This window comes from Nonomuraea coxensis DSM 45129 (assembly GCF_019397265.1).
Classification (GTDB): Bacteria; Actinomycetota; Actinomycetes; order Streptosporangiales; family Streptosporangiaceae; genus Nonomuraea; species Nonomuraea coxensis.
The window spans coordinates 7105672-7123271 of sequence record NZ_CP068985.1 but is presented as its reverse complement, the minus strand read 5'-3'; the positions used below and the strand labels follow the sequence as shown (position 1 = coordinate 7123271).

Here is a 17600-nt window from a genome sequence, read left to right as displayed (position 1 = left end):
GGGTGACTCCGTGCGGTACTTATTGATCTTGCTCGGGGTGGTCGCCGGAGTGGTCGCCGTCGCCCGGCGCCGGTTGGTGGTCGTCCAGGTGAGCGGGCAGAGCATGCTGCCGACCTACCGTCCCGGGGACCGGGTGCTCGTCCGCCGCGTCGCCGGCGCGAAACTCGGCCGGGGGCAGGTGGCGGTCTTCGAGTCGGCCCAGGAAGGCCGCTGGCGCACCGGCCCGCTGCCCGCCCCGAAGGACGCGAGGTGGCTCATCAAGCGGGTGGCCGCGCTGCCCGGCGATCCGGTGCCGCCGGAGGTCGCGCGGGCGGTGGACGCCCCCGAGGGGGCGCTGGTCCCCGGCGGGCGGCTGGTCGTCATCGGCGACGGTTCGCTGAGCGCGGACTCACGGCACTGGGGCTACCTTCCCGCCGACCGGGTGCTGGGCGTGGTCGTCCGCAGGCTCTCCTCCTCGTAACCGCTGGCCTGCAGGGCGAACAGGCGGGCGTACTCGCCTTCCAGCGCCATGAGCTCGCGGTGCGTGCCGCGTTCGGAGATCCTGCCCTCGCTCAGCACGACGATGAGGTCCGCGTCCCGCAGGGCGCCCAGCCGGTGGGAGATCAGGACGCTGGTACGGCCCGCCCGATGCCGGCGCAGCCCCAGATGGACGGCGTGCTCGGCCTCCGCGTCCAGGCCGGAGCTCGGCTCGTCGAGGATGAGCAGGTCCCGCTGGTGGCGCATCAGCGCGCGGGCCAGTGCCAGCCGCTGCCACTGCCCGCCCGACAGCGTCACTCCGGCCTGCTGCCGCCCGTCACCGTCGCCCTCCCCGTCCCCGTCCCCGTCCCCGTCGCCGAAGAAGATCCGGCTGAGCAGCGTGTCGTAGCCGCGGGGCAGCGCGTCGAGCGTGTCGTGGATCCCGGCGCGCCTGGCCGCGGCCCGGACGGGCTCCGGATCGGCGCCCGCGGCCAGGTCGCCCAGCATGATGTTCTCGGCGGCGGTGAGGTCGTACGCCATGTAGTCCTGGAACACGACGCCGAGCCGGGCGCGCAGGTCGTCCGGGCGCACCTCGCGCAGGTCCACGCCGTCCCAGAGGATGGAGCCGCGGACCGGGTCGTACAGCCGGCACAACAGCTTGACCAGGGTGCTCTTGCCCGCCCCGTTGAGCCCGACCAGGGCGACGGCCCGGCCGTACGGGATGAAGAGGTTGACGCCGCGCAGCACCCAGGGGTGGTCGTCGTCGTAGCGGAACCACACGTCACGCAGCTCGATGCCCTCGCGCAGCGGGGGCAGCGCGGCGGGCCGCGCGGCCACGGGAAGACCCGGCCCGGCCTGGACGACGCCGACGTAGTGCCCGAACATCAGCAGGGCGTTGTGCGCGCCGGCCCACTGGCTGACGATCGAGGTCAGGGCCGTCTGCACCCCGGCGACCGCGGCGACGAACACGGAGACGTCCCCCACGCTCAGGTTCCCGGCGGCGGCGGCCCCGACGGCCCAGAACAGGCCGCCGGCCGCGACGGCGGCGCCCAGCAGGGACATCAGCCCCTGGCCGCGCAGCGTCCGCCGGTCCAGGTCCCGCTCGGCCTCGTTGACGGTCCGGAGTTCGGTGAGCATCCTGGCGCGCAGGAAGTCGCCGAGGCCGAACAGCCGCACCTCCTTGGCCGCGTCGGGGCTGGTGAGAAGGGCGCCGTAGAAGAGCTGACGGCGCGTGTTGGAGCTGATGCCCCACAACGTGCGGGCCCTGCGGCGGCTCAGCGCGAGCTGGACCCGGGCCGACGGCAGCGCGGCGGCGACGACGATGACGACCATGACCGGACTGAGCACGGTCAGCGTGACGAGGAAGCCGAGCAGCGTCAACACGCCCTGGAAGATCGCCAGAGACGAGCCGACGATCTGCTGCGGGGCGTTCTGCCCGGCCTCGTGGGCGAGCCGCAGCTCGTCGTGGAAGGCGGGGTTCTCGAACCGGCTCAGCCCGGGATCGTCGTTGACGGCCTGGAACAGCCGGTCGTAGATCAGCCGCTGCAGCCCCCGGTGCAACTGCCCGTTGAGGTACTCGGAGACGTGCGGCAGGACGACCAGGGCCAGGCCCGCCGCCCCGAGTGCGGCCACGATCGGGAGCAGGCCGTCCTCGCCGCTCGCCAGCCGGTCGAGAACGAGCTTGGTCAGCCACGCGGTCGCCACCGGCGCCGCCCCCATGAGCAGCACCGTGGCCAGCGAACCCAGCACGGCGGCCGGCTGCGCCCGCCAGGCCAGCCCGGCCGCCACCCCTCCGCGACGGATCAGGGAGCCCGCTCCGGAGTCCTTCACGTGAGGGCCGCCGGCGGCAGCTCATCCGGGGTGGGCGCCGCGGCGGTGATCACCGCTCGGCCGTCGACGAGGTACGACATCGGAATCCCTTCACAGACCGGTCCGCCCGCAGGCCGGCGGCAGCACGGCGCCGGCCAGGGCGCATGGGAGGCCGGCGCCGCGTACTGCGGGACGCTCACTCGGTGCCGGTCAGCGCCAGGGGGTGCAGGCCGTGTAACCGGCGGCGATGCAGCACGTCCTGCGGATGGTGTAGCCGACGAACTTCGTCTCGTCCCAGCAGGTGTCGGCGGCGGCGGAGGTCGTGGGCAGCAGCTTGTCGAGCAGCCGGTCACTGAGCTTGCCAAGAGAACGGATCATGCAATCTCCTCTGTCGAGCGCTGTGGAGGTGCTTGTCGGCGCCTGCAACGTACGTCGAACCAAGATCAGAACTTAACGATGAAGATCATCACAAGAGGTGGTCCCGTTTTGATGACTCTTGCCGTTGACAAGATCAACAAGTCTGTGTAAGGCACGGGAGCCGCAGGCCGCGACAGTGGAAGGACAATTCCGGTATTGACCCGCTTCCGCAAAACGAAAAGGGAAAATGGGCCGCGACGTAGACCGGCGCAGGCCGCCTCAACGCTCCTGACGGCAGGATTCCTGACCGCGGGAGGGGCCGGTGGACCACAAAAACTACGCCACCGACGAATCCTGCCGCCGGCAGAGCCGGGAAATGCTGGGGGCCTACTGGCTGCTGCGCGTCCGCATCGAACAACCAGAAACCGCAGGTCACGAAGTCATCGGTAAACGCTCAGCAGCCAGTACGGACTCCCACCCGCCGGCAAGCCGCATAGGTGGCGTAATTCTTGTACGGTGCCCGCCGCCAGGAATGCCGCCGTCATAAAGGCGGAGGCCGCTTACGCCAGTCTGCGTCGCACACGTTCGCTTTCCGTTTTCCGGCCTGGCAGGCGGCCGGCCGCGCTCATCGAGGGGCGAAGAGCCGCAGGAGCTCCGCCTGCTCGGGCCGCACGGGAAGCACCGGATTGCTCGCGCGCGGGTAGATCTCGGCCGCCGCCCACTGCGCGGCCCGGACACTGGAGGCCGTTCCGACCCTGACCCCGCGCGCCCGCAACTCCGCCACCACCTGCCGGGCGTCGAACACGTGGACCGACTCGATGCACCAGGGGCGCGTGCCACCCCGCGACGAGGCCGCCGGCGACGCGGGCCCCGCCAGCACGAGGTAATGGTCCAGCTCCGCCCGCTCGGTCAGGTCCAGGAGGCCCTCGCGCTTGAGATACCACTTCACGTTGACCGTCCGCCCCCGCAGCGGACCGGACGTGAACCGGCCGTCGAACGCGGCGGTCACCGCCGACGTCTCCAGCTCGATGCCGAAGACCCGCGCCGCGACCCACTCACCCAGGTGGCCCGCGGTCATCGGCCGCCGGATGATCGCCGCCATCTCCGCATCGACGGCGTTCCGCTCGCGCAGCAGCGCCGCGATCTGCTCCACCTCGGTCATCCGGATGCCAGCAGCGAGACGTAGGCGTTGGAGTGCTGCTGGCCGGACATGAAGGAGACGAACTGCCTGACGAAGGCGGCGCGGGAGTAGCTGTCGCCGTTGCCGGTCAGGTCGCGGTGGAAGGCCGTGCGGAACAGGTTGAGGTATTCCTCGGCGTCGATCTTCTCGTCGTCGTCCACGTCGGTGACGTCGAACAGCACGTCGGCGATCCTGACGAGCCCGGTGCTGGGCAGGCGGGCGGCCGCGGCGGCGTATTCGTAGCGGGTGACCCGGCCGTCGCCGTCGCCGTCGAGGGCGGTCTGCAGCTCGCGCCACCAGGCGGCGTACGCCTGGAACAGCCGCTCCTCCTCCTGCTCGCCCAGGTCGAGCCGGGTGGCGATCTCCCTGGCCATGGCCGCCACGTCGGGCCAGCGCAGGTAGCCGTCGCCGGTCTGGTCGAGGACGTCGGCGAAGAACCGGTCGGCGGACCGGGTCGCCGGCTCGTCCTCGCCACCGCCGGCGGCCGGGGTGAGGAGCCGCGCCAGCGCCGCGGCCTTGCCGGCCCGGCGGCGTACGGACTCCCACGGGCCCGCGCCCTTGGGGGAGGGGTCCAGCAGGCCCATGAAGAACTCCGCCCGCGTCCAGCTCTCCGGGAGGTAGCGGGTGGCGAGGGCGGCGCCGAGGTAGGTGGTCTGCATGAGGGTCCTGGCTCCCGGCAGGTCGGGCAGGGCCACGCGCCGGCTGAAGGCTTCGGGGAGCGAGGCGATGATGACCGCGGTCGCCATCGGGCCCGCCACGGCGCGGCCCGCGGTCCACACCGCGGGGTAGCCGCGCAGCACCGGAGGCGCCGGCACGGTGGCGAAGAGCCGGTAGAGGATGACGCCCACCGCCTCGTTGTTCTCCAGGTGGTGCTCGACGACGTCGTCGTAGTAGGGCCAGAACTCCCGCAGCGTCGCGGGCAGGTGGTCACTGGTGCCGTCGATCAGGGTCAGGAACGTGCGGTGCTCCTCGTAGAGCCGCCGCATCGCCTCGGCGTCGAGCGCTTCGCCGCTCAGCCGGCACATCGTCACCGTCGACTCGAACAGGGTCGCCACCACCCAGGCGCGCGCCGCCGGGTCGGTCGCGTCGTAGGGCCGGCCCTGGGCGTCGACGCCGGACATGCGGGAGTGGAGGCGGTTGAGCCGGGCCGCCTCGCGGTCGCGTACGCGCGGGTCGGGGTCGAGGAGCCGCCGCGAGCTCGTCGCGGTGTTGCGCAGGCGCCGCCACGGGTGCGTGAGGAAGGTGGAGTTCTCCATCAGCGCCGCGCCGATCTGCGGGTGGGCGGCCTCCAGCAGGGTGGCCCGGGTCACGGCGAGACCCCAGCGCGCCTCGTGGACCAGGCGGCGCAGGAGGGAGTCGGGCCCGAAGACGTCGACGGCGTCCTGCGGGATGGTGTGGCTCATCGGATGCCCTTTCCTGTCATGGTGGTGGGGCGTACGTCGCCGAAGCGGCGCTGACGACGCAGGTAGGCGTCGAGGCATTCCCAGAAGTGGGCGGCGCGGAAGTCGGGCCAGAGCACCTGGGGGAAGACCCACTCGGCGTAGGCCACCTGCCAGAGCATGAAGTTGGAGATGCGCTGCTCGCCGGAGGTGCGGATGACCAGGTCGACGTCGGGCGTGTCGGCGTAGGGCAGGTGCTCGGCGAAGCTGGCCTCGGTGACCTGGTCGGGCGGCGTCGCCGACCGGATCAGCGACCGCGCGGCCTCCACGATGTCGCGGCGGCCGCCGTGGTCGAAGGCGACGGTCAGCGTCATGCGCCGGTTGTCGCGGGTGAGCGTCATCAGGTCGGTGATGTCCTGGACCAGTGGCGCCGGGATGCGCGGATCGGTCATGCCGAGGAACCTGCAGCGGATGCCCCGCGTGTGCAGCACCGGCGCGTGCTTGCGGATGGCGCGGCGGACGAGCCGCATGAGGATGTCGACCTCGCCGGACGGCCGCCGCCAGTTTTCCGTGGAGAAGGCGTAGAGGCTCAGCCAGGTGACCCCGGAGGAGCGCGCCGCCTCGATGACGTCCATGACGGCGGCCTCGGCCGCCTCGTGACCCGCCGTGCGCGGCAGCGACCGCTGCGCGGCCCAGCGGCCGTTCCCGTCCATCACACAGGCCACGTGACGCGGCACGACCATGACCACCCCTATAGCTCTACGTGACTGTACCAACACTTTACGTGGTGGCCGTGGGTCGCGCATCCCCGAGGGGTGAGCCGTCGCTCAGTCGCCCGGCGGTCTGGGAGGGCGTTCCTTGGACGGGGTCTGGCGGTCGTCCTCCCGGAGGACGTCGTCGGCCATCTGGTCGTACTCGGCCACGCGGGTCCTCCCGACCTCGCCCAGCTCCTCGACCACCGCCGCGATCAGCGTCTCCAGCAGGGCCACGGCCGGGGTGAGCGAGTCGAACGGGGACGGCGAGCGCACCTGGGCGGGCAGCACCACGTCGGCCACCGCGGCGGCCGGGGACAGCCACGGGTCCGTCAGCAGCACGATCTTGACGTTGCGGGCGGCGGCGGCGTTGGCGAAGGCGATGCTCTCGCGCTGGTAGCGGCGGTAGTCGAACAGGACGAGCACGTCCCGGCGGCCCATGTCGAGCAGGTGGGCCGCGTGGTCGGCGGTCGAGCCCGCCAGGTGGACGGTGCCCGGCCGCAGCTGCTGGAGGTGGGCGATGAGGTATTGGGCGAGGATGGTGCTGAAGCGCCCGCCGAGCGCCGAGACGCGCCGGCCGGGATCGGCCAGCAGCGCGGCGGCCTTGAGCAGCTCGCCCTCCGGCAGTTGCTCGAAGGTCGCCGCGGTCGCCTCAAGAAGCACCCGGCCGGACCGCCCCAGGACGCTGTCGGAGTCCTCCTGCGGGGTGCCGTACTGCGCCAGCGGGGAGGTGTAGCGCTGCTGGGTCTCCCGCTTGATCGCCTGCTGCAGCTCCGGGTAGCCCTCGAAGCCGAGCCGGTAGGCCAGCCGCAGCACGGTCGCGGCGCTGGTCTGGGCGAGCTTGGCGACGATCGCGAGCGGTTCGAGGCCCGCGGTGGGGTAGCCGGCGAGGAGGGCGCGGGCCACCCGCTGCTCCGCCCTCGGAAGCTGGGGCAGCACCTCGCGGAGCTGCGCCGCGACGGTGCGGGACTCGGACGCGCCGGTTGTCACCCTGCCTCCTGAGGGAAGAGACGGCGCGCCGCCCGCCGAAGGGCGGCGCGCCGCAAAAGCGTACGCGGTTCACGCACCGTCCGTGAGCCCGCACCAGTCGATGGCGGTCAGCGCGTACGTCTTCGCCGACTGGACGAGCTGCGCGATCTCGACGTACTCGTTCTCGGCGTGCGCGGTGAAGCCGACGCCGGGCCCGTAGACCAGGCCGCCGAGGCCCTTGCGGTCCATCCACGTCAGGTCGCACACGCCCATGAAGCCGGCCCGCTGCGGCGCCACGCCGCCGGCCGCGGCGGCGTGCGCGCCCGCCACCACCGCGTTGAGCGGGGCGTCGTCGGGCAGCGAGTACGGCGGCCACAGCAGCTTCCACTCGAAGACCGGCGGGTGCTCGCGCAGCCACGGGTCGGCGGCGCAGGCCGCGAGGACGCGGCCCTCGATCTCGGCGATGACCTCCTCGTTGGACCGGTCGGGGTGGTGGTAGACGCAGTACTCGACGGTCAGCTCGTCGGCGAGGAAGAACGGCACGAGGATCCCGGACGGGTTCGCCCGCAGCACGCCCGGCAGCAGGTTGAAGTAGCCGGGCGGGAAGAGCGGGTGCCTGTTGTGCCGGGCCCACTCGTCCTCCAGGGCGCGCAGCGCCTGGTAGACGGTCCAGAACTTGTCGACGGTGTTCACGCCGAGCGCGTCGCCTTCGAGCGTGGGGTGCACGGTCATGCCGCGCAGCCCGGAGTGGGCGGTCTTGCCCTCCAGCGAGATGCTGAACCAGAGCAGGCCGGGGGTCACCGGGACCGACGCCGGCAGGGTGCCCGCCTGCCCGGACGGCTCGCAGACGATGGCCGCGTCGGCGGTGAACCCGGCCTCCAGCACGGCCGTGGTGCCCGCCTCGTGGTCGCCGACCTCCTCGCCGACGACGCCCTGGAGGACGAGGTCGCCCGCGAGGCGCACCCCGGCCCGGCGCAGCGCGACGGCGGCGTAGGCGGCGGCGATCAGGCCGCCCTTCATGTCGGTCGCGCCGCGCCCGACCACCTTGTCGTCGGTGACGACGGCCTGGAACGGGTTGCCGCGCCACCGGTCGAGCCGGCCCTCGGGCACCACGTCGACGTGCCCGTTGAGCAGCAGCGACCGCCCGCCGCCCGCGCCGGCGACGACGCCGCACACGTTGTCGCGGCGGGGCTCGGCGGTGACCTTGGTGACGTCCGCGCCCGCCTCGGCGTAGAGGTCGGCCAGCAGCGCGCTGACGTCGCTCTCCGCGCCGACGATCTTGTCGTGCGCCCTGCTGCATGCCCTTGCCGTCGGCGGCGGACCCGCCGGTCAGCGGGGCGAGCAGGCCGATCTGGATCTCCTCGCCGCCGCCTTCGGGGGCGGCGCTCTCGGACGCGGTGGTGGACGAGGAACAGGCGGTGGCGGCGGTCAGGGCGCCGGCGAGTGCGATGACGGCGACGGTCCGGCGGCGGGTCCGGGGTCGGCCGAAGGGGAGACGGGCCACGGTGAAGCCTCTCTGCGGATCGGGGGGACGGGGTCGATCTTTCACCGTGACGCCGAGGGGGGCCAGTTCGAGCGCCGGCACCTTGGTGAGCATCTCCACGGCCGCCTTCGACGAGCAGTAGTGGGAGGCGCCCACCCGGGCGGACCTGGCCGCCGCCGACGAGACGGTGACGAGGGCGACGGCGCCGGAAAGCCCGTCCAGGGAGGCGTTTCTGGTCATGGCTGCCCTTCCGGTCGGCGGCGGAGAGCGCCGTGACCTGCGCTTTCTCTCCGGGTGCGGTGAGTAACGTGCATGATAAATTTCATCTCGCCCTCTTGACCAGAGATTTGCATCAAATGTTTCATTTGGGCAGCCGGTCGCGGGAGTGCCGACCGGACGGGAGGAGAGTGCGATGACCACCGGGACCGTCTTCGTGGCGACCTGCGACCTCGCGGCGCAGGTCCGCGGCAGGGCCGCGCCCGTGTCGAGGCTGGAACAGACGCTCCGGGGCGGAGTGGGCTGGGTCCCCGCCAACCTGGCGCTGAACAGCTTCGGCGACCTCGCGGGCGGCAACATGTTCGGCTCGGTCGGCGACCTGCGGCTGATGCCCGACCCCGCCACCGCGATCGACCTCCCGGCCGACGAGCGGACGCCCGGCACCCGGCTCTACCTCGCCGACCAGACCGGCCTCGACGGATCGCCCTGGCCAGGCTGCCCGCGCGGCTTCCTCCGCGCCGCCCTCGACGACCTGCGCGAACGCGCCGGCCTGGAGATCCACGCCTCCTTCGAGCACGAGTTCATGCTCGAAGGGGGTGAGCGGGGCGACGATCCGCCGTTCTCCTTCCAGCGCGCCCGCCGCGCCGAACCGTTCGGTACCGACCTGGTCACGCTGCTGGAGGACGCCGGGCTGGAGCCGGAGACCTGGCTGCCCGAGTACGGCCCCGGCCAGTTCGAGATCACCCTGCGGCCCGCCCCCGGCCTCGCCGCCGCCGACCGCGCCGTGCTCCTCCGCGAACTCGTCCGCGACCTCGCCCGCAGGCGCGGTCACCGGGCCACGTTCGCGCCGATCCCCGACCCTGAGTCCGTCGGCAACGGCGTCCACGTGCACTTCTCGCTGCGGCAGGCGGGCGGCGGCCCCGTCATGTACGACGCCGGCGCCCCCGGCAGGCTGTCGGCCGTCGCCGCCGCGTTCGCCGCCGGCGTCCTGAAGCACGCCGCCGCGGTCGTGGCCGTCACCGCGCCCAGCCCCGCCTCCTGCATCCGGCTCACCCCGCACCGGTGGAGCTCCGGCGGGGTGTTCCTCGCCGAACGCAACCGCGAGGCGCTGCTGCGCATCGCCCCCACCGTGGCCGTCGGCGACGCCGACCCCGCCGCCCAGCTCCACCTGGAGTACCGGGCCGCGGACGCCACCGCCAACCCGTGGCTGGTGCTGGGCGTCCTCGTCCGCGCGGGACTGGCCGGCCTCGCGGCCGGCGAGCCCGCCCGGGTCTGGCCCGAGTCCAGCAGCGAGGCCGACCTGGCCGGGGAGCCCCCGCTGCCCGCGTCGCCGCAGGAGGCGCTCGCCGCGCTCGAAACCGACGAGGCGGCACGCGGCTGGTTCCCGCCCGAGCTGCTGCACACGTTCCTCACCGTGCGGCGGAGCGAGCTGGACCACGTCGCGGGCCTGCCCTCCCACGAGCTCTGCAGGAAGGTCGCCGATGTCCACTGAGACCCCGGGCGCCGCGCTGGAGACGGAACTCGGCGCCCTTCCCCTGGTCGACCACCACGTTCACGGAGCCTCCGCCGACGACCTCGGCCGGGACGTGTTCGAGACCCTGGTGACCGAGTCGGACCGCCCGATCCCCGCGTTCATGACCCAGTTCGACTCCCAGATCGGGTTCGCCGTCCGCCGCTGGTGCGCGCCCGTGCTCGGGCTGCCCACGCACGCCTCCCCCGAGGAGTACCTGGCCCGCCGCTCCGGGCTCGGCGCGGCCGAGGTCAACCGGCGGCTCCTCACCGCGAGCGGCGTCGGCCGCTACGTCGTCGAGACCGGCTACCGGGGGGACGACGTCCTCGCCCCCGCCGGGATGACGGCCGTGTCCGGCCGGCCCGCCCACGAGGTGGTCCGGGTCGAGCGGGTCATGGAGGACGTCGCGGCGTCCGGCGTCGCCGCCGCCGACCTGCCCGGCCGCTTCCGCGAGGAACTGCGCCGCCGTACGGAGCACGCCGTCGGACTCAAGAGCATCGTCGCCTACCGGCACGGCTTCGCCTTCGACCCCGCGCCGCCCGGCGACCGCGAGGCCGTCGCGGCGGCCGGCCGGTGGCTCGCCGACGCCGAGCGGACCGGGGAGTGGCGGGTGAGCGACCCCGTCCTGCTGCGCCTCGGCCTGTGGGCGGCGGCCGAGCGCGGCCTGCCGCTGCAACTGCACGCCGGGTACGGCGACCCCGACGTCGAGCTGCACATGTGCGACCCGCTGCTGCTCACCCGGTGGCTCAAGCTGGTCGAGCCGACCGGCGTGGACGTGCTGCTCCTGCACTGCTACCCGTACCAGCGCAACGCCGGCTACCTCGCGCAGGTGTTCCCGCACGTCTACTTCGACGTCGGGCTCGGCGTCAACTACACCGGCAGCCGCTCGGCCGAGCTGATCGCCGAGTCGCTGGAGCTCGCCCCGTTCGCCAAGATCCTGTTCTCGTCCGACGCCTGGGGCCCCGCCGAGCTGCACTTCCTCGGCGCCCACCTGTTCCGCCGCGGCCTCGGCCGTGCCCTGCGGCACTGGGTCGACGCCGGCGAATGGAGCGAGCGCGACGCCGTACGGGTGGCCCGCATGATCGGGACGGACAACGCGCTGCGCGTGTACCACCTGGAGGACGCCGCGTGAGCACGCCCCTGGCGGCCCGCCTGCTGCCCGCGCTGGAGAAGGAGCTGCCCGCGGCCGGAGAGCTGCGGCGCAGGCTGCACGCCGGCCCCGACCTGTCCGGCGAGGAAGGCCCCACCCGCGACCTCGTGCTCGCCGAACTGCCCGGCGACGAGACGCGCCTGGTGGCCGGGACCGGTGCGCTCGTCCGCGTCGGCGGCCCCGGCCGTGCCGTCGGCGTCCGCGCCGAGCTCGACGCGCTCGCCGTGACCGAGCGGACCGGCGTCGTCTGGGCGTCCGGCGTTCCAGGACGCATGCACGCGTGCGGGCACGACGTGCACCTCGCCGCGCTGGTCGCGCTCGCCCGCGCCGTCGCCGCCACCGACGGCGCCGTGCCGCTGGTGGCGGTGCTGCAACCCCGCGAGGAGACCTACCCGTCGGGGGCGCGCGACATCGCCGGGTCGCCCCTGCTGGCCGAGCAGGAGCTCATCGCCGTCATCGGCGCGCACGTCCAGCCCACTCTCCCCGCGGGCCTGGTCGCCGCCACCCCCGGCACGGTGAACGCCGCCGCCGACGAGTTCACCGTCGTCGTACGGGGCCGCGGCGGCCACGCCGCCTACCCGCACCTCACCAGCGACCCCGTGCTCGCCCTCGCCCACGTCATCGTCGGCCTCCAGCGGGTGGTCAGCCGTGACGTGGACCCGACCAGCTCGGCCGTGCTCGGCGTCTCCACCCTCGCCGCCGGGAGCGCGCCCAACGTCGTCCCCGACTCGGCCTCCGCCAGCGGCACCCTCAGATCCCTGAGCGACCCGGTACGGGAGCTCGTCCACACCCGGCTCCGCGAGGTGGCCGAGCTCGTCGCCCGCGCCCACGGCTGCGAGGCCACGGTCACCATCACCCACGGCGAGCCCGTCCTGCGCAACGACCCCGCCCTCGCCACCCTCGCGGGGGCGCACCTCACCGCGCTCGGGCTCGAACCCGCCCGGCCGATGTGCTCCTTCGGGGCCGACGACTTCTCGTACCTGTCGGCCGTGCTGCCGGGCCTCATGATGTTCGTCGGCGTGGACGACGGCAGCGGCGCCCGCCTGCACGGCTCCGACTTCCTGCCGGGCGACGACGCGGTCCGCGACGTGGCCCTCGCGATGCTGGCGGGATACCTGGCCGCGGCCGATGTCGAGAACGGCCCGCCGGCTCCGTCCCCTGGGCGGACACGGTCGCCGTGACCGTACGACCCAGAGGAGATCCGGCATGACGCTCCAGCGGATGGACAACGTGCTCATCGTCGTCGAGGACCTCGACGCCGCCATCGCGTTCTTCGTCGAGCTCGGCATGGAACTGGAGGGCAGGGGACCGATCGAAGGGCGGTGGGCGGAGCGGGTCATCGGGATCGACGACGTCCGGCAGGACGTCGCGATGCTGGGCGTCCCGGGCGGCCACGGCCGGATCGAGCTGGTGACCTTCCACCGGCCCGAGGCGATCCGCCCCGAGCCGAAGGAGGCCCCGGCGAACACCCTCGGCATCCGCCGCGTCATGTTCGCCGTCGACGACGTCGAGGACGTCGTCGCCCGCCTGCGCGCCCACGGCGCCGAGCTCGTCGGCGAGCTGGTCCGCTACGAGGACAGCTACCTGCTGTGCTACGTCCGCGGCCCCGAGGGGATCGTCGTCGGGCTGGCCCAGCAGCTCGGCTGAGTGCCGGGTTCGGCCGGAAGGGAGTAAGCAGCAGGTCAAGGGCCCGCTCGCGGCGGGGAGCGGGCGCGAGCATGTGACCGTGCGTCACGTTCTCGCCGCCCTGGTCCTGCTCGCCGCCGGCTGCGCCGCCCCCGTCGCTCCCAGGCCCGCCGTCTCCCAGAGGCCCGCGCCCGCCCCCGCCCCGGCACCCGCGCAGGCGCCGCCCGCCGGGCCCGTGCCCTGGCGCATCACCCACCGCGGCGGCGAGCACGAGATCGAGGGCTACGCCGACCGCGTCAGCGTGCTGCCGGGGGAGCGGTTCCGGCTGCTCGTCTCCACCACCGCGCCGCGTTTCACCGCGTCGGCGTTCCGGATGGGCGCCCGGCCGGCGCGGGTCTGGCGCTCCGCGCCGGTCGGCGGGGAACGGCAGCCGCCGCCGCGGACCGTCGCGCGCACGGTGACCGCCGCCCACTGGAAGCCCTCGCTCACCGTCGACACCACCGGCTGGGCCGAGGGCGCCTACCTGGTGCGGCTGGACGCCTCCACCGGCGGCCAGCGGTACGTCCCGATCACCGTGCGCTCGGCCTCGGCCGAGGGCCGGGTGGTGCTGGTCAACGCGGTCACCACCTGGCAGGCGTACAACCTGTGGGGCGGCCGCAGCCTCTACGACGGGCCCGGCGGCTTCGGCGACCGCTCGCGCGCGGTCACCTTCGACCGCCCCTACGACGGCTCGGGCGCCCGGCTCTTCCTGGACTTCGAGCTGAACGCCATCCGGCTGGCTGAGCGGAGCGGGGTGCCGCTGGCCTATCTGACGAGCCTCGACCTGCGGCCCGGCGCGCTGCGCGGCGCCCGCGCCGTGGTGTCGCTGGGGCATGACGAGTACTGGTCGCCGGCGATGCGGGAGGTCGTCACCCGGGCCCGCGACGAGGGCGTGAACCTGGCCTTCCTCGGGGCCAACGCCGTCTACTGGCGGATCGGGCTGTCCGGCAGGACGGTCAGGTGCGACAAGGAGACCCGGTGCCCGCTCTGGCGGCAGTCGAGGCCGGAGAGCTCGCTGGTCGGGCAGATGTACGACTGCTTCCCCGCCGAGGCGGCCTACCGGGTGACCAGGCCGGGCCACTGGATCTTCGAGGGGACCCGGGGCAGGACCTTCCCCGGCCTGGTGGGCGTGGAGACCGACAAGGTCTCCGCCGGCTCGCCGGACGTCCAGGTGCTGGCCCAGTCCCCGGTGGACTGCGGCGGCCGGGCCACCGTGAGCCACAGCACCTACTACGTCGCCCCGAGCGGCGCCGGGGTGTTCGCCTCCGGCACGATGCGCTGGGTGTGCGGGATGAAGGGCGCGGCGTGCGGCCACGGCGTGACGCGGGCGGCCTCCGCCTTCACCCGGCGCGCCACGCTCAACCTGCTGACCAGGTTCGCGGAGGGACCGGCCGGCAGGAGTCGCCCACCGGCCTGACCGCCTGCTGAGGGTCAGATGCTTCCTCCGAGATCCTGCCAGTCGTTGTAGGTCAGAGCGTTGGGCGCGGTCTGTACGCGACGCCGCAGGATGTTGTTGTTGTCGATGGCGAAGACCATGATCGCGCCGTTCTGGTTGCGTAGTGCGTACGGCCGCCTGACGTTGCCTTCGAGAGATTCCCAGAAGGGCTGGAACGGGCCGTTGACCGACAACTGCGCCCGGTGCATGAGGCGGCCGCCCGCGTCGACCGCGAAGAGTTCGATCCGGCCGTCCTTGTTGTGAGTCACGAACGGCTGGCCGAGGTGTCCGCCCTCCAGCTTGTGCCAGTCGGAATCGAAGGGGCCGCTGGGCGAGGTCTGCCACCGATGCCACATCGAGTGATCGTCGGCTTCGCCGATCGCGAAGACCTCGATTCGGCCGTCCAGGTTGTGGATCGCGAACGGCTGGCTGAGGGTCCCGTTGAGTGACAGCCAGTCACCGAAGGGACCGTTGGGCACGACCTGCGACCTGTGCCACAAAGCGCGGTCGCCGCCGGCCCCTATGGCGAAGAGAATGATCCGGCCGTCCACGTTGCGGATGGCGAACGGCTGAGTGACGGCCCCTCCCAGGGAGTTCCAGCCGGGGATGAAATTGCCGCTGGGAGCCTCCTCCCATTTGTGCAGTACCTCCCCGCCGGCGCCGATGGCGAAGAGCTCGATCCGGCCGTCCAGGTTGTGGATCGCGAACGGCTGGCTGACGGTCCCGCCCAGGGGCTCCCAGTCGCCGAAGTGGGCATTGGGCGCCGTCTGCTTGCGACGCCACACCGCCCGGTCGCCGCCGGCGCCGATGGCGAAGAGCTCGATCCGCCCATCGGGGTTGCGGACGACGAACGGCTGGGAGACGGTGCCGCCCAGGGAGTGCCAGGGGGCGAAGTCGCCGTCGGGTGCCATCTGCCAGCGATGCACCATCGAGCCGTCGGGCTGGACGGCGAAGATCTCCATCCGCCCGTCCGCGTTGCGGGTCGCGCACATCTGGGAGACCCGGACGGCGGTGACGGTTGTCGGAGAACCCATGACCTTGCCTTTCTCGGGGTGGCGTCTGGTTCCTCTTGATCTCTTTCACCGTAGCCGCGCGGACCCAAGGAAGTTACCGGCCGGTAGCAAAGGATTCCGATGCATTCCTCGGAGCGTCACGGGTCCGGGCCGCGGCACGGGGCCGGCCACAGGCGTCCCGGGAACCGCGACAGCGCATATGGATGTTCGCAGAATGGGACAATTTCCCCGTTCGCCAGACGTCGGAGGTGCGCGAATCACAGCTATGCTGTGGCCTTGTGCGGTCGGGTGAGAGCAAGAACTCGGGAGACATCGGGCGTCCGCCGGCGAACGGCGCCGGCACGTCCTCCGAGGAAGGTCAGACGAGCAGCGGCGTCGAGCGCGCCCTGCAAGTGATCTTCGCCGTGGCCGCCGCCAAGGAGCCCGACATCGGCGTCTCGGAGCTGGCCAGGTCGCTCGGGCTGAGCAAGGCCGTCGTGCACCGCGTGGTGCGCACCCTCGTCGCCGCCGACTTCTTCTCCTTCGACGAGCGCACCCGCCGCTACAGCCTCGGGCCCGGCGCGGTGAGCGTGGGCCTCGCGGCGATGGCGCAGATGGAGGTGCCGCGCATCGCGCAGCCGCACCTCGAACGCCTCGTGGCCCGCACCAGGGAGACCGCCACGCTGTCCGTCCGCTACGGCTTCCAGCGGATGTATCTGACCCAGGTGCTGTCTCCGCAGGAGATCCAGATGTCGGTGCAGCTCGGCCGGCTCTATCCGCTGCACGCCGGCGGCTCGTCCAAGGCCATCCTCGCCGCGATGCAGCCCGACGAGATCCGTTCCTGCCTGGCCGCCGGACCGCTCGACGCGCTGACCCCGATCACCATCCAGGACACCGACCGCCTGCTGGAGGAGCTGGAGCTCATCCGGCGGCGCGGCTACGCGGTGAGCCTCGGCGAGCGTCAGCAGGGCGCGGCCTCGGTGGCCGCTCCCGTCTACGAGGCCACCGGCAGCGTCTACGGCTCCATCTCGGTCTGCGGACCGGTCGGCCGTCTCAGCGCCGGCGAGACCGAGACCTACGGCCGGCTCGTCAAGGAGGCCGCGGCCGAGGTGTCGCGGCAGCTCGGCTACCGGCCCGCCCAGCCGTAACTTCTCTTTTTTCCTTCACACCGGCGTCGGCAGGCGTCCCTCGCCACCTGCGGACATCACGTTTCGTGTCCGATCCACCCTTCCCTGTCATCTTCTTATAGGGTGCGATAAACCGGCAAATCGGGTCATTCTGCCCTGACTTCGAAAAAGGGGCAGATGGGACCTTGACCCTCACTCTGGCGCGCCTCTAGCATCCTCCTACCGGTACGGCGTTCCTCTAAGCGATACAACCGTGAGTATGGAGATCTAGCATGCCGAGCCCTGCCCCTGTCCCTGAGGGCCCCAGACCTCGCGTGTCCCGCAAGAAGTGGGCCGCTTCACCGGTGATGCTCTGGATCACCACCCCCCTGCTCCTCCTGGTGTTCATCGGCGCCTGGAAGGCCTACACCCTCCTGTTCGACGTGAGCTCGCTCATGCTGCCGCCGCCCGAGCAGGTCGGCACCGCGATGATCGAGCTGATGCAGGGCACGATGATCTACGACGCCATCGGGGTCACCCTCTACGAGACGCTGGTGGGCTTCGCGCTCGCCGCCGCCGTCGGGATCGGCCTCGGGATCATCCTCGGCAAGGCCCGCAACCTGGAGCGGGTGCTCTCGCCGTTCCTCGTCGCCACCCAGGTGGTGCCGAAGGTGGCGATCGTGCCGCTCTTCCTGCTCTGGTTCGGGTTCGGGACCACGTCCAAGATCTTCATGGCGGCGATCATCGCGTTCTTCGTCATGATGCAGAACACCATCCTGGGGATCCGCTCGATCGACCCCGGCCACCGCGACCTCATGCGCGTCATCCAGGCCCCCTGGTGGAAGCGCGTGATCTCGCTCGACATCCCGTCCTCTCTCCCGTACGTGCTCACCGGCGTCGAGCTGGGGATCGTCTTCGCGATCACCGGCGCGGTCGTCGGCGAGTACCTGGGCGGTGACGAGGGACTCGGCGCCCTCGCCACGACCATGCTCGCCAGTCTGCGCACCGACATGCTCTTCGCGGCCGTGATCGTGATGACGGTGCTCGGCTTCCTTCTCTACGCCGTCACGGCGGCCATCCGGCGCTTCGCGATCCCCTGGCACGAGTCGTCCGGCCGCCCCACCTCCCTCTGAGAACCCCC

General features: G+C 72.4%; 16 protein-coding genes and 1 pseudogene. 8 read left to right on the top strand and 9 right to left on the bottom strand.

Annotated elements, in window-relative coordinates; genetic code table 11:
- Window positions 1-10 precede the first annotated feature (10 nt).
- Complete coding sequence (locus Nocox_RS33360) at window positions 11-460, top strand: S26 family signal peptidase (protein ID WP_026214956.1); 450 nt, start codon at window positions 11-13, stop codon at window positions 458-460.
- Here Nocox_RS33360 and Nocox_RS33355 read toward each other — a convergent pair.
- The 8 genes and pseudogenes from Nocox_RS33355 to Nocox_RS33320 form a co-directional block, all read right to left on the bottom strand.
- Window positions 403-2286 (bottom strand): ABC transporter ATP-binding protein, encoded by a 1884-nt coding sequence (locus tag Nocox_RS33355; RefSeq protein WP_020546210.1) that lies wholly within the window; start codon window positions 2284-2286, stop codon window positions 403-405. The two genes, Nocox_RS33360 and Nocox_RS33355, sit on opposite strands and share 58 nt — an antisense overlap.
- A gap of 189 nt (window positions 2287-2475) precedes the next feature.
- Complete coding sequence (locus Nocox_RS33350; RefSeq protein ID WP_020546209.1) at window positions 2476-2643, bottom strand: hypothetical protein; 168 nt, start codon at window positions 2641-2643, stop codon at window positions 2476-2478.
- A 604-nt stretch (window positions 2644-3247) separates the two neighbouring features.
- Entirely contained in the window at window positions 3248-3784 is a 537-nt protein-coding gene (locus Nocox_RS33345; RefSeq protein ID WP_020546208.1) for a hypothetical protein, read from the bottom strand.
- A complete protein-coding gene (locus tag Nocox_RS33340) occupies window positions 3781-5205 on the bottom strand; it encodes an oxygenase MpaB family protein (RefSeq protein ID WP_020546207.1) in 1425 nt (474 codons plus the stop codon). The genes Nocox_RS33345 and Nocox_RS33340 overlap by 4 nt, the downstream gene beginning before the upstream one ends.
- On the bottom strand, window positions 5202-5924 hold the full coding sequence (gene uppS, locus Nocox_RS33335) for a polyprenyl diphosphate synthase (RefSeq protein WP_033410724.1): 723 nt from the start codon (window positions 5922-5924) through the stop codon (window positions 5202-5204). The genes Nocox_RS33340 and uppS overlap by 4 nt, the downstream gene beginning before the upstream one ends.
- Before the next feature lie 84 nt (window positions 5925-6008).
- Window positions 6009-6923: a MurR/RpiR family transcriptional regulator gene (locus Nocox_RS33330; RefSeq protein WP_020546205.1), complete on the bottom strand. Its 915-nt coding sequence runs from the start codon at window positions 6921-6923 to the stop codon at window positions 6009-6011.
- A 69-nt stretch (window positions 6924-6992) separates the two neighbouring features.
- Window positions 6993-8147, bottom strand: coding sequence for a M20/M25/M40 family metallo-hydrolase (locus tag Nocox_RS33325; protein WP_246649918.1), 1155 nt, complete (start codon window positions 8145-8147; stop codon window positions 6993-6995).
- Window positions 8148-8508: 361 nt separating this feature from the next.
- A pseudogene (locus Nocox_RS33320) lies at window positions 8509-8625 on the bottom strand (hypothetical protein); the annotation flags it as partial.
- Between the two features lie 172 nt (window positions 8626-8797).
- Here Nocox_RS33320 and Nocox_RS33315 point away from each other — a divergent pair.
- The 5 genes from Nocox_RS33315 to Nocox_RS33295 all read left to right on the top strand — a co-directional run bounded on the left by Nocox_RS33315 (window position 8798) and on the right by Nocox_RS33295 (window position 14343).
- Window positions 8798-10093, top strand: coding sequence for a type I glutamate--ammonia ligase (locus Nocox_RS33315; protein ID WP_020546202.1), 1296 nt, complete (start codon window positions 8798-8800; stop codon window positions 10091-10093).
- Entirely contained in the window at window positions 10083-11243 is a 1161-nt protein-coding gene (locus Nocox_RS33310; protein WP_020546201.1) for an amidohydrolase family protein, read from the top strand. Before Nocox_RS33315 ends, Nocox_RS33310 begins: the two co-directional genes overlap by 11 nt.
- Window positions 11240-12442, top strand: coding sequence for a M20 metallopeptidase family protein (locus Nocox_RS33305; protein ID WP_020546200.1), 1203 nt, complete (start codon window positions 11240-11242; stop codon window positions 12440-12442). Before Nocox_RS33310 ends, Nocox_RS33305 begins: the two co-directional genes overlap by 4 nt.
- Window positions 12443-12467: 25 nt before the next feature.
- On the top strand, window positions 12468-12908 hold the full coding sequence (locus tag Nocox_RS33300; protein ID WP_020546199.1) for a VOC family protein: 441 nt from the start codon (window positions 12468-12470) through the stop codon (window positions 12906-12908).
- 79 nt (window positions 12909-12987) lie between these two features.
- Complete coding sequence (locus tag Nocox_RS33295; protein ID WP_084685861.1) at window positions 12988-14343, top strand: N,N-dimethylformamidase beta subunit family domain-containing protein; 1356 nt, start codon at window positions 12988-12990, stop codon at window positions 14341-14343.
- Between the two features lie 14 nt (window positions 14344-14357).
- Here Nocox_RS33295 and Nocox_RS33290 read toward each other — a convergent pair whose 3' ends face one another.
- Window positions 14358-15323 carry a PLL family lectin gene (locus Nocox_RS33290; protein WP_157383369.1) on the bottom strand — a complete coding sequence of 322 codons (966 nt, stop codon included), beginning with the start codon at window positions 15321-15323 and terminating at the stop codon, window positions 14358-14360.
- Between the two features lie 329 nt (window positions 15324-15652).
- Between Nocox_RS33290 and Nocox_RS33285 the strand changes: the two genes are divergently transcribed.
- Both Nocox_RS33285 and Nocox_RS33280 read left to right on the top strand, forming a co-directional pair.
- Window positions 15653-16501 carry an IclR family transcriptional regulator gene (locus tag Nocox_RS33285; protein WP_020546196.1) on the top strand — a complete coding sequence of 283 codons (849 nt, stop codon included), beginning with the start codon at window positions 15653-15655 and terminating at the stop codon, window positions 16499-16501.
- Between the two features lie 326 nt (window positions 16502-16827).
- Window positions 16828-17592, top strand: a complete 765-nt coding sequence (locus tag Nocox_RS33280) for an ABC transporter permease (protein ID WP_020546195.1) — start codon at window positions 16828-16830, stop codon at window positions 17590-17592.
- The last annotated feature ends 8 nt before the right edge of the window (window positions 17593-17600 follow it).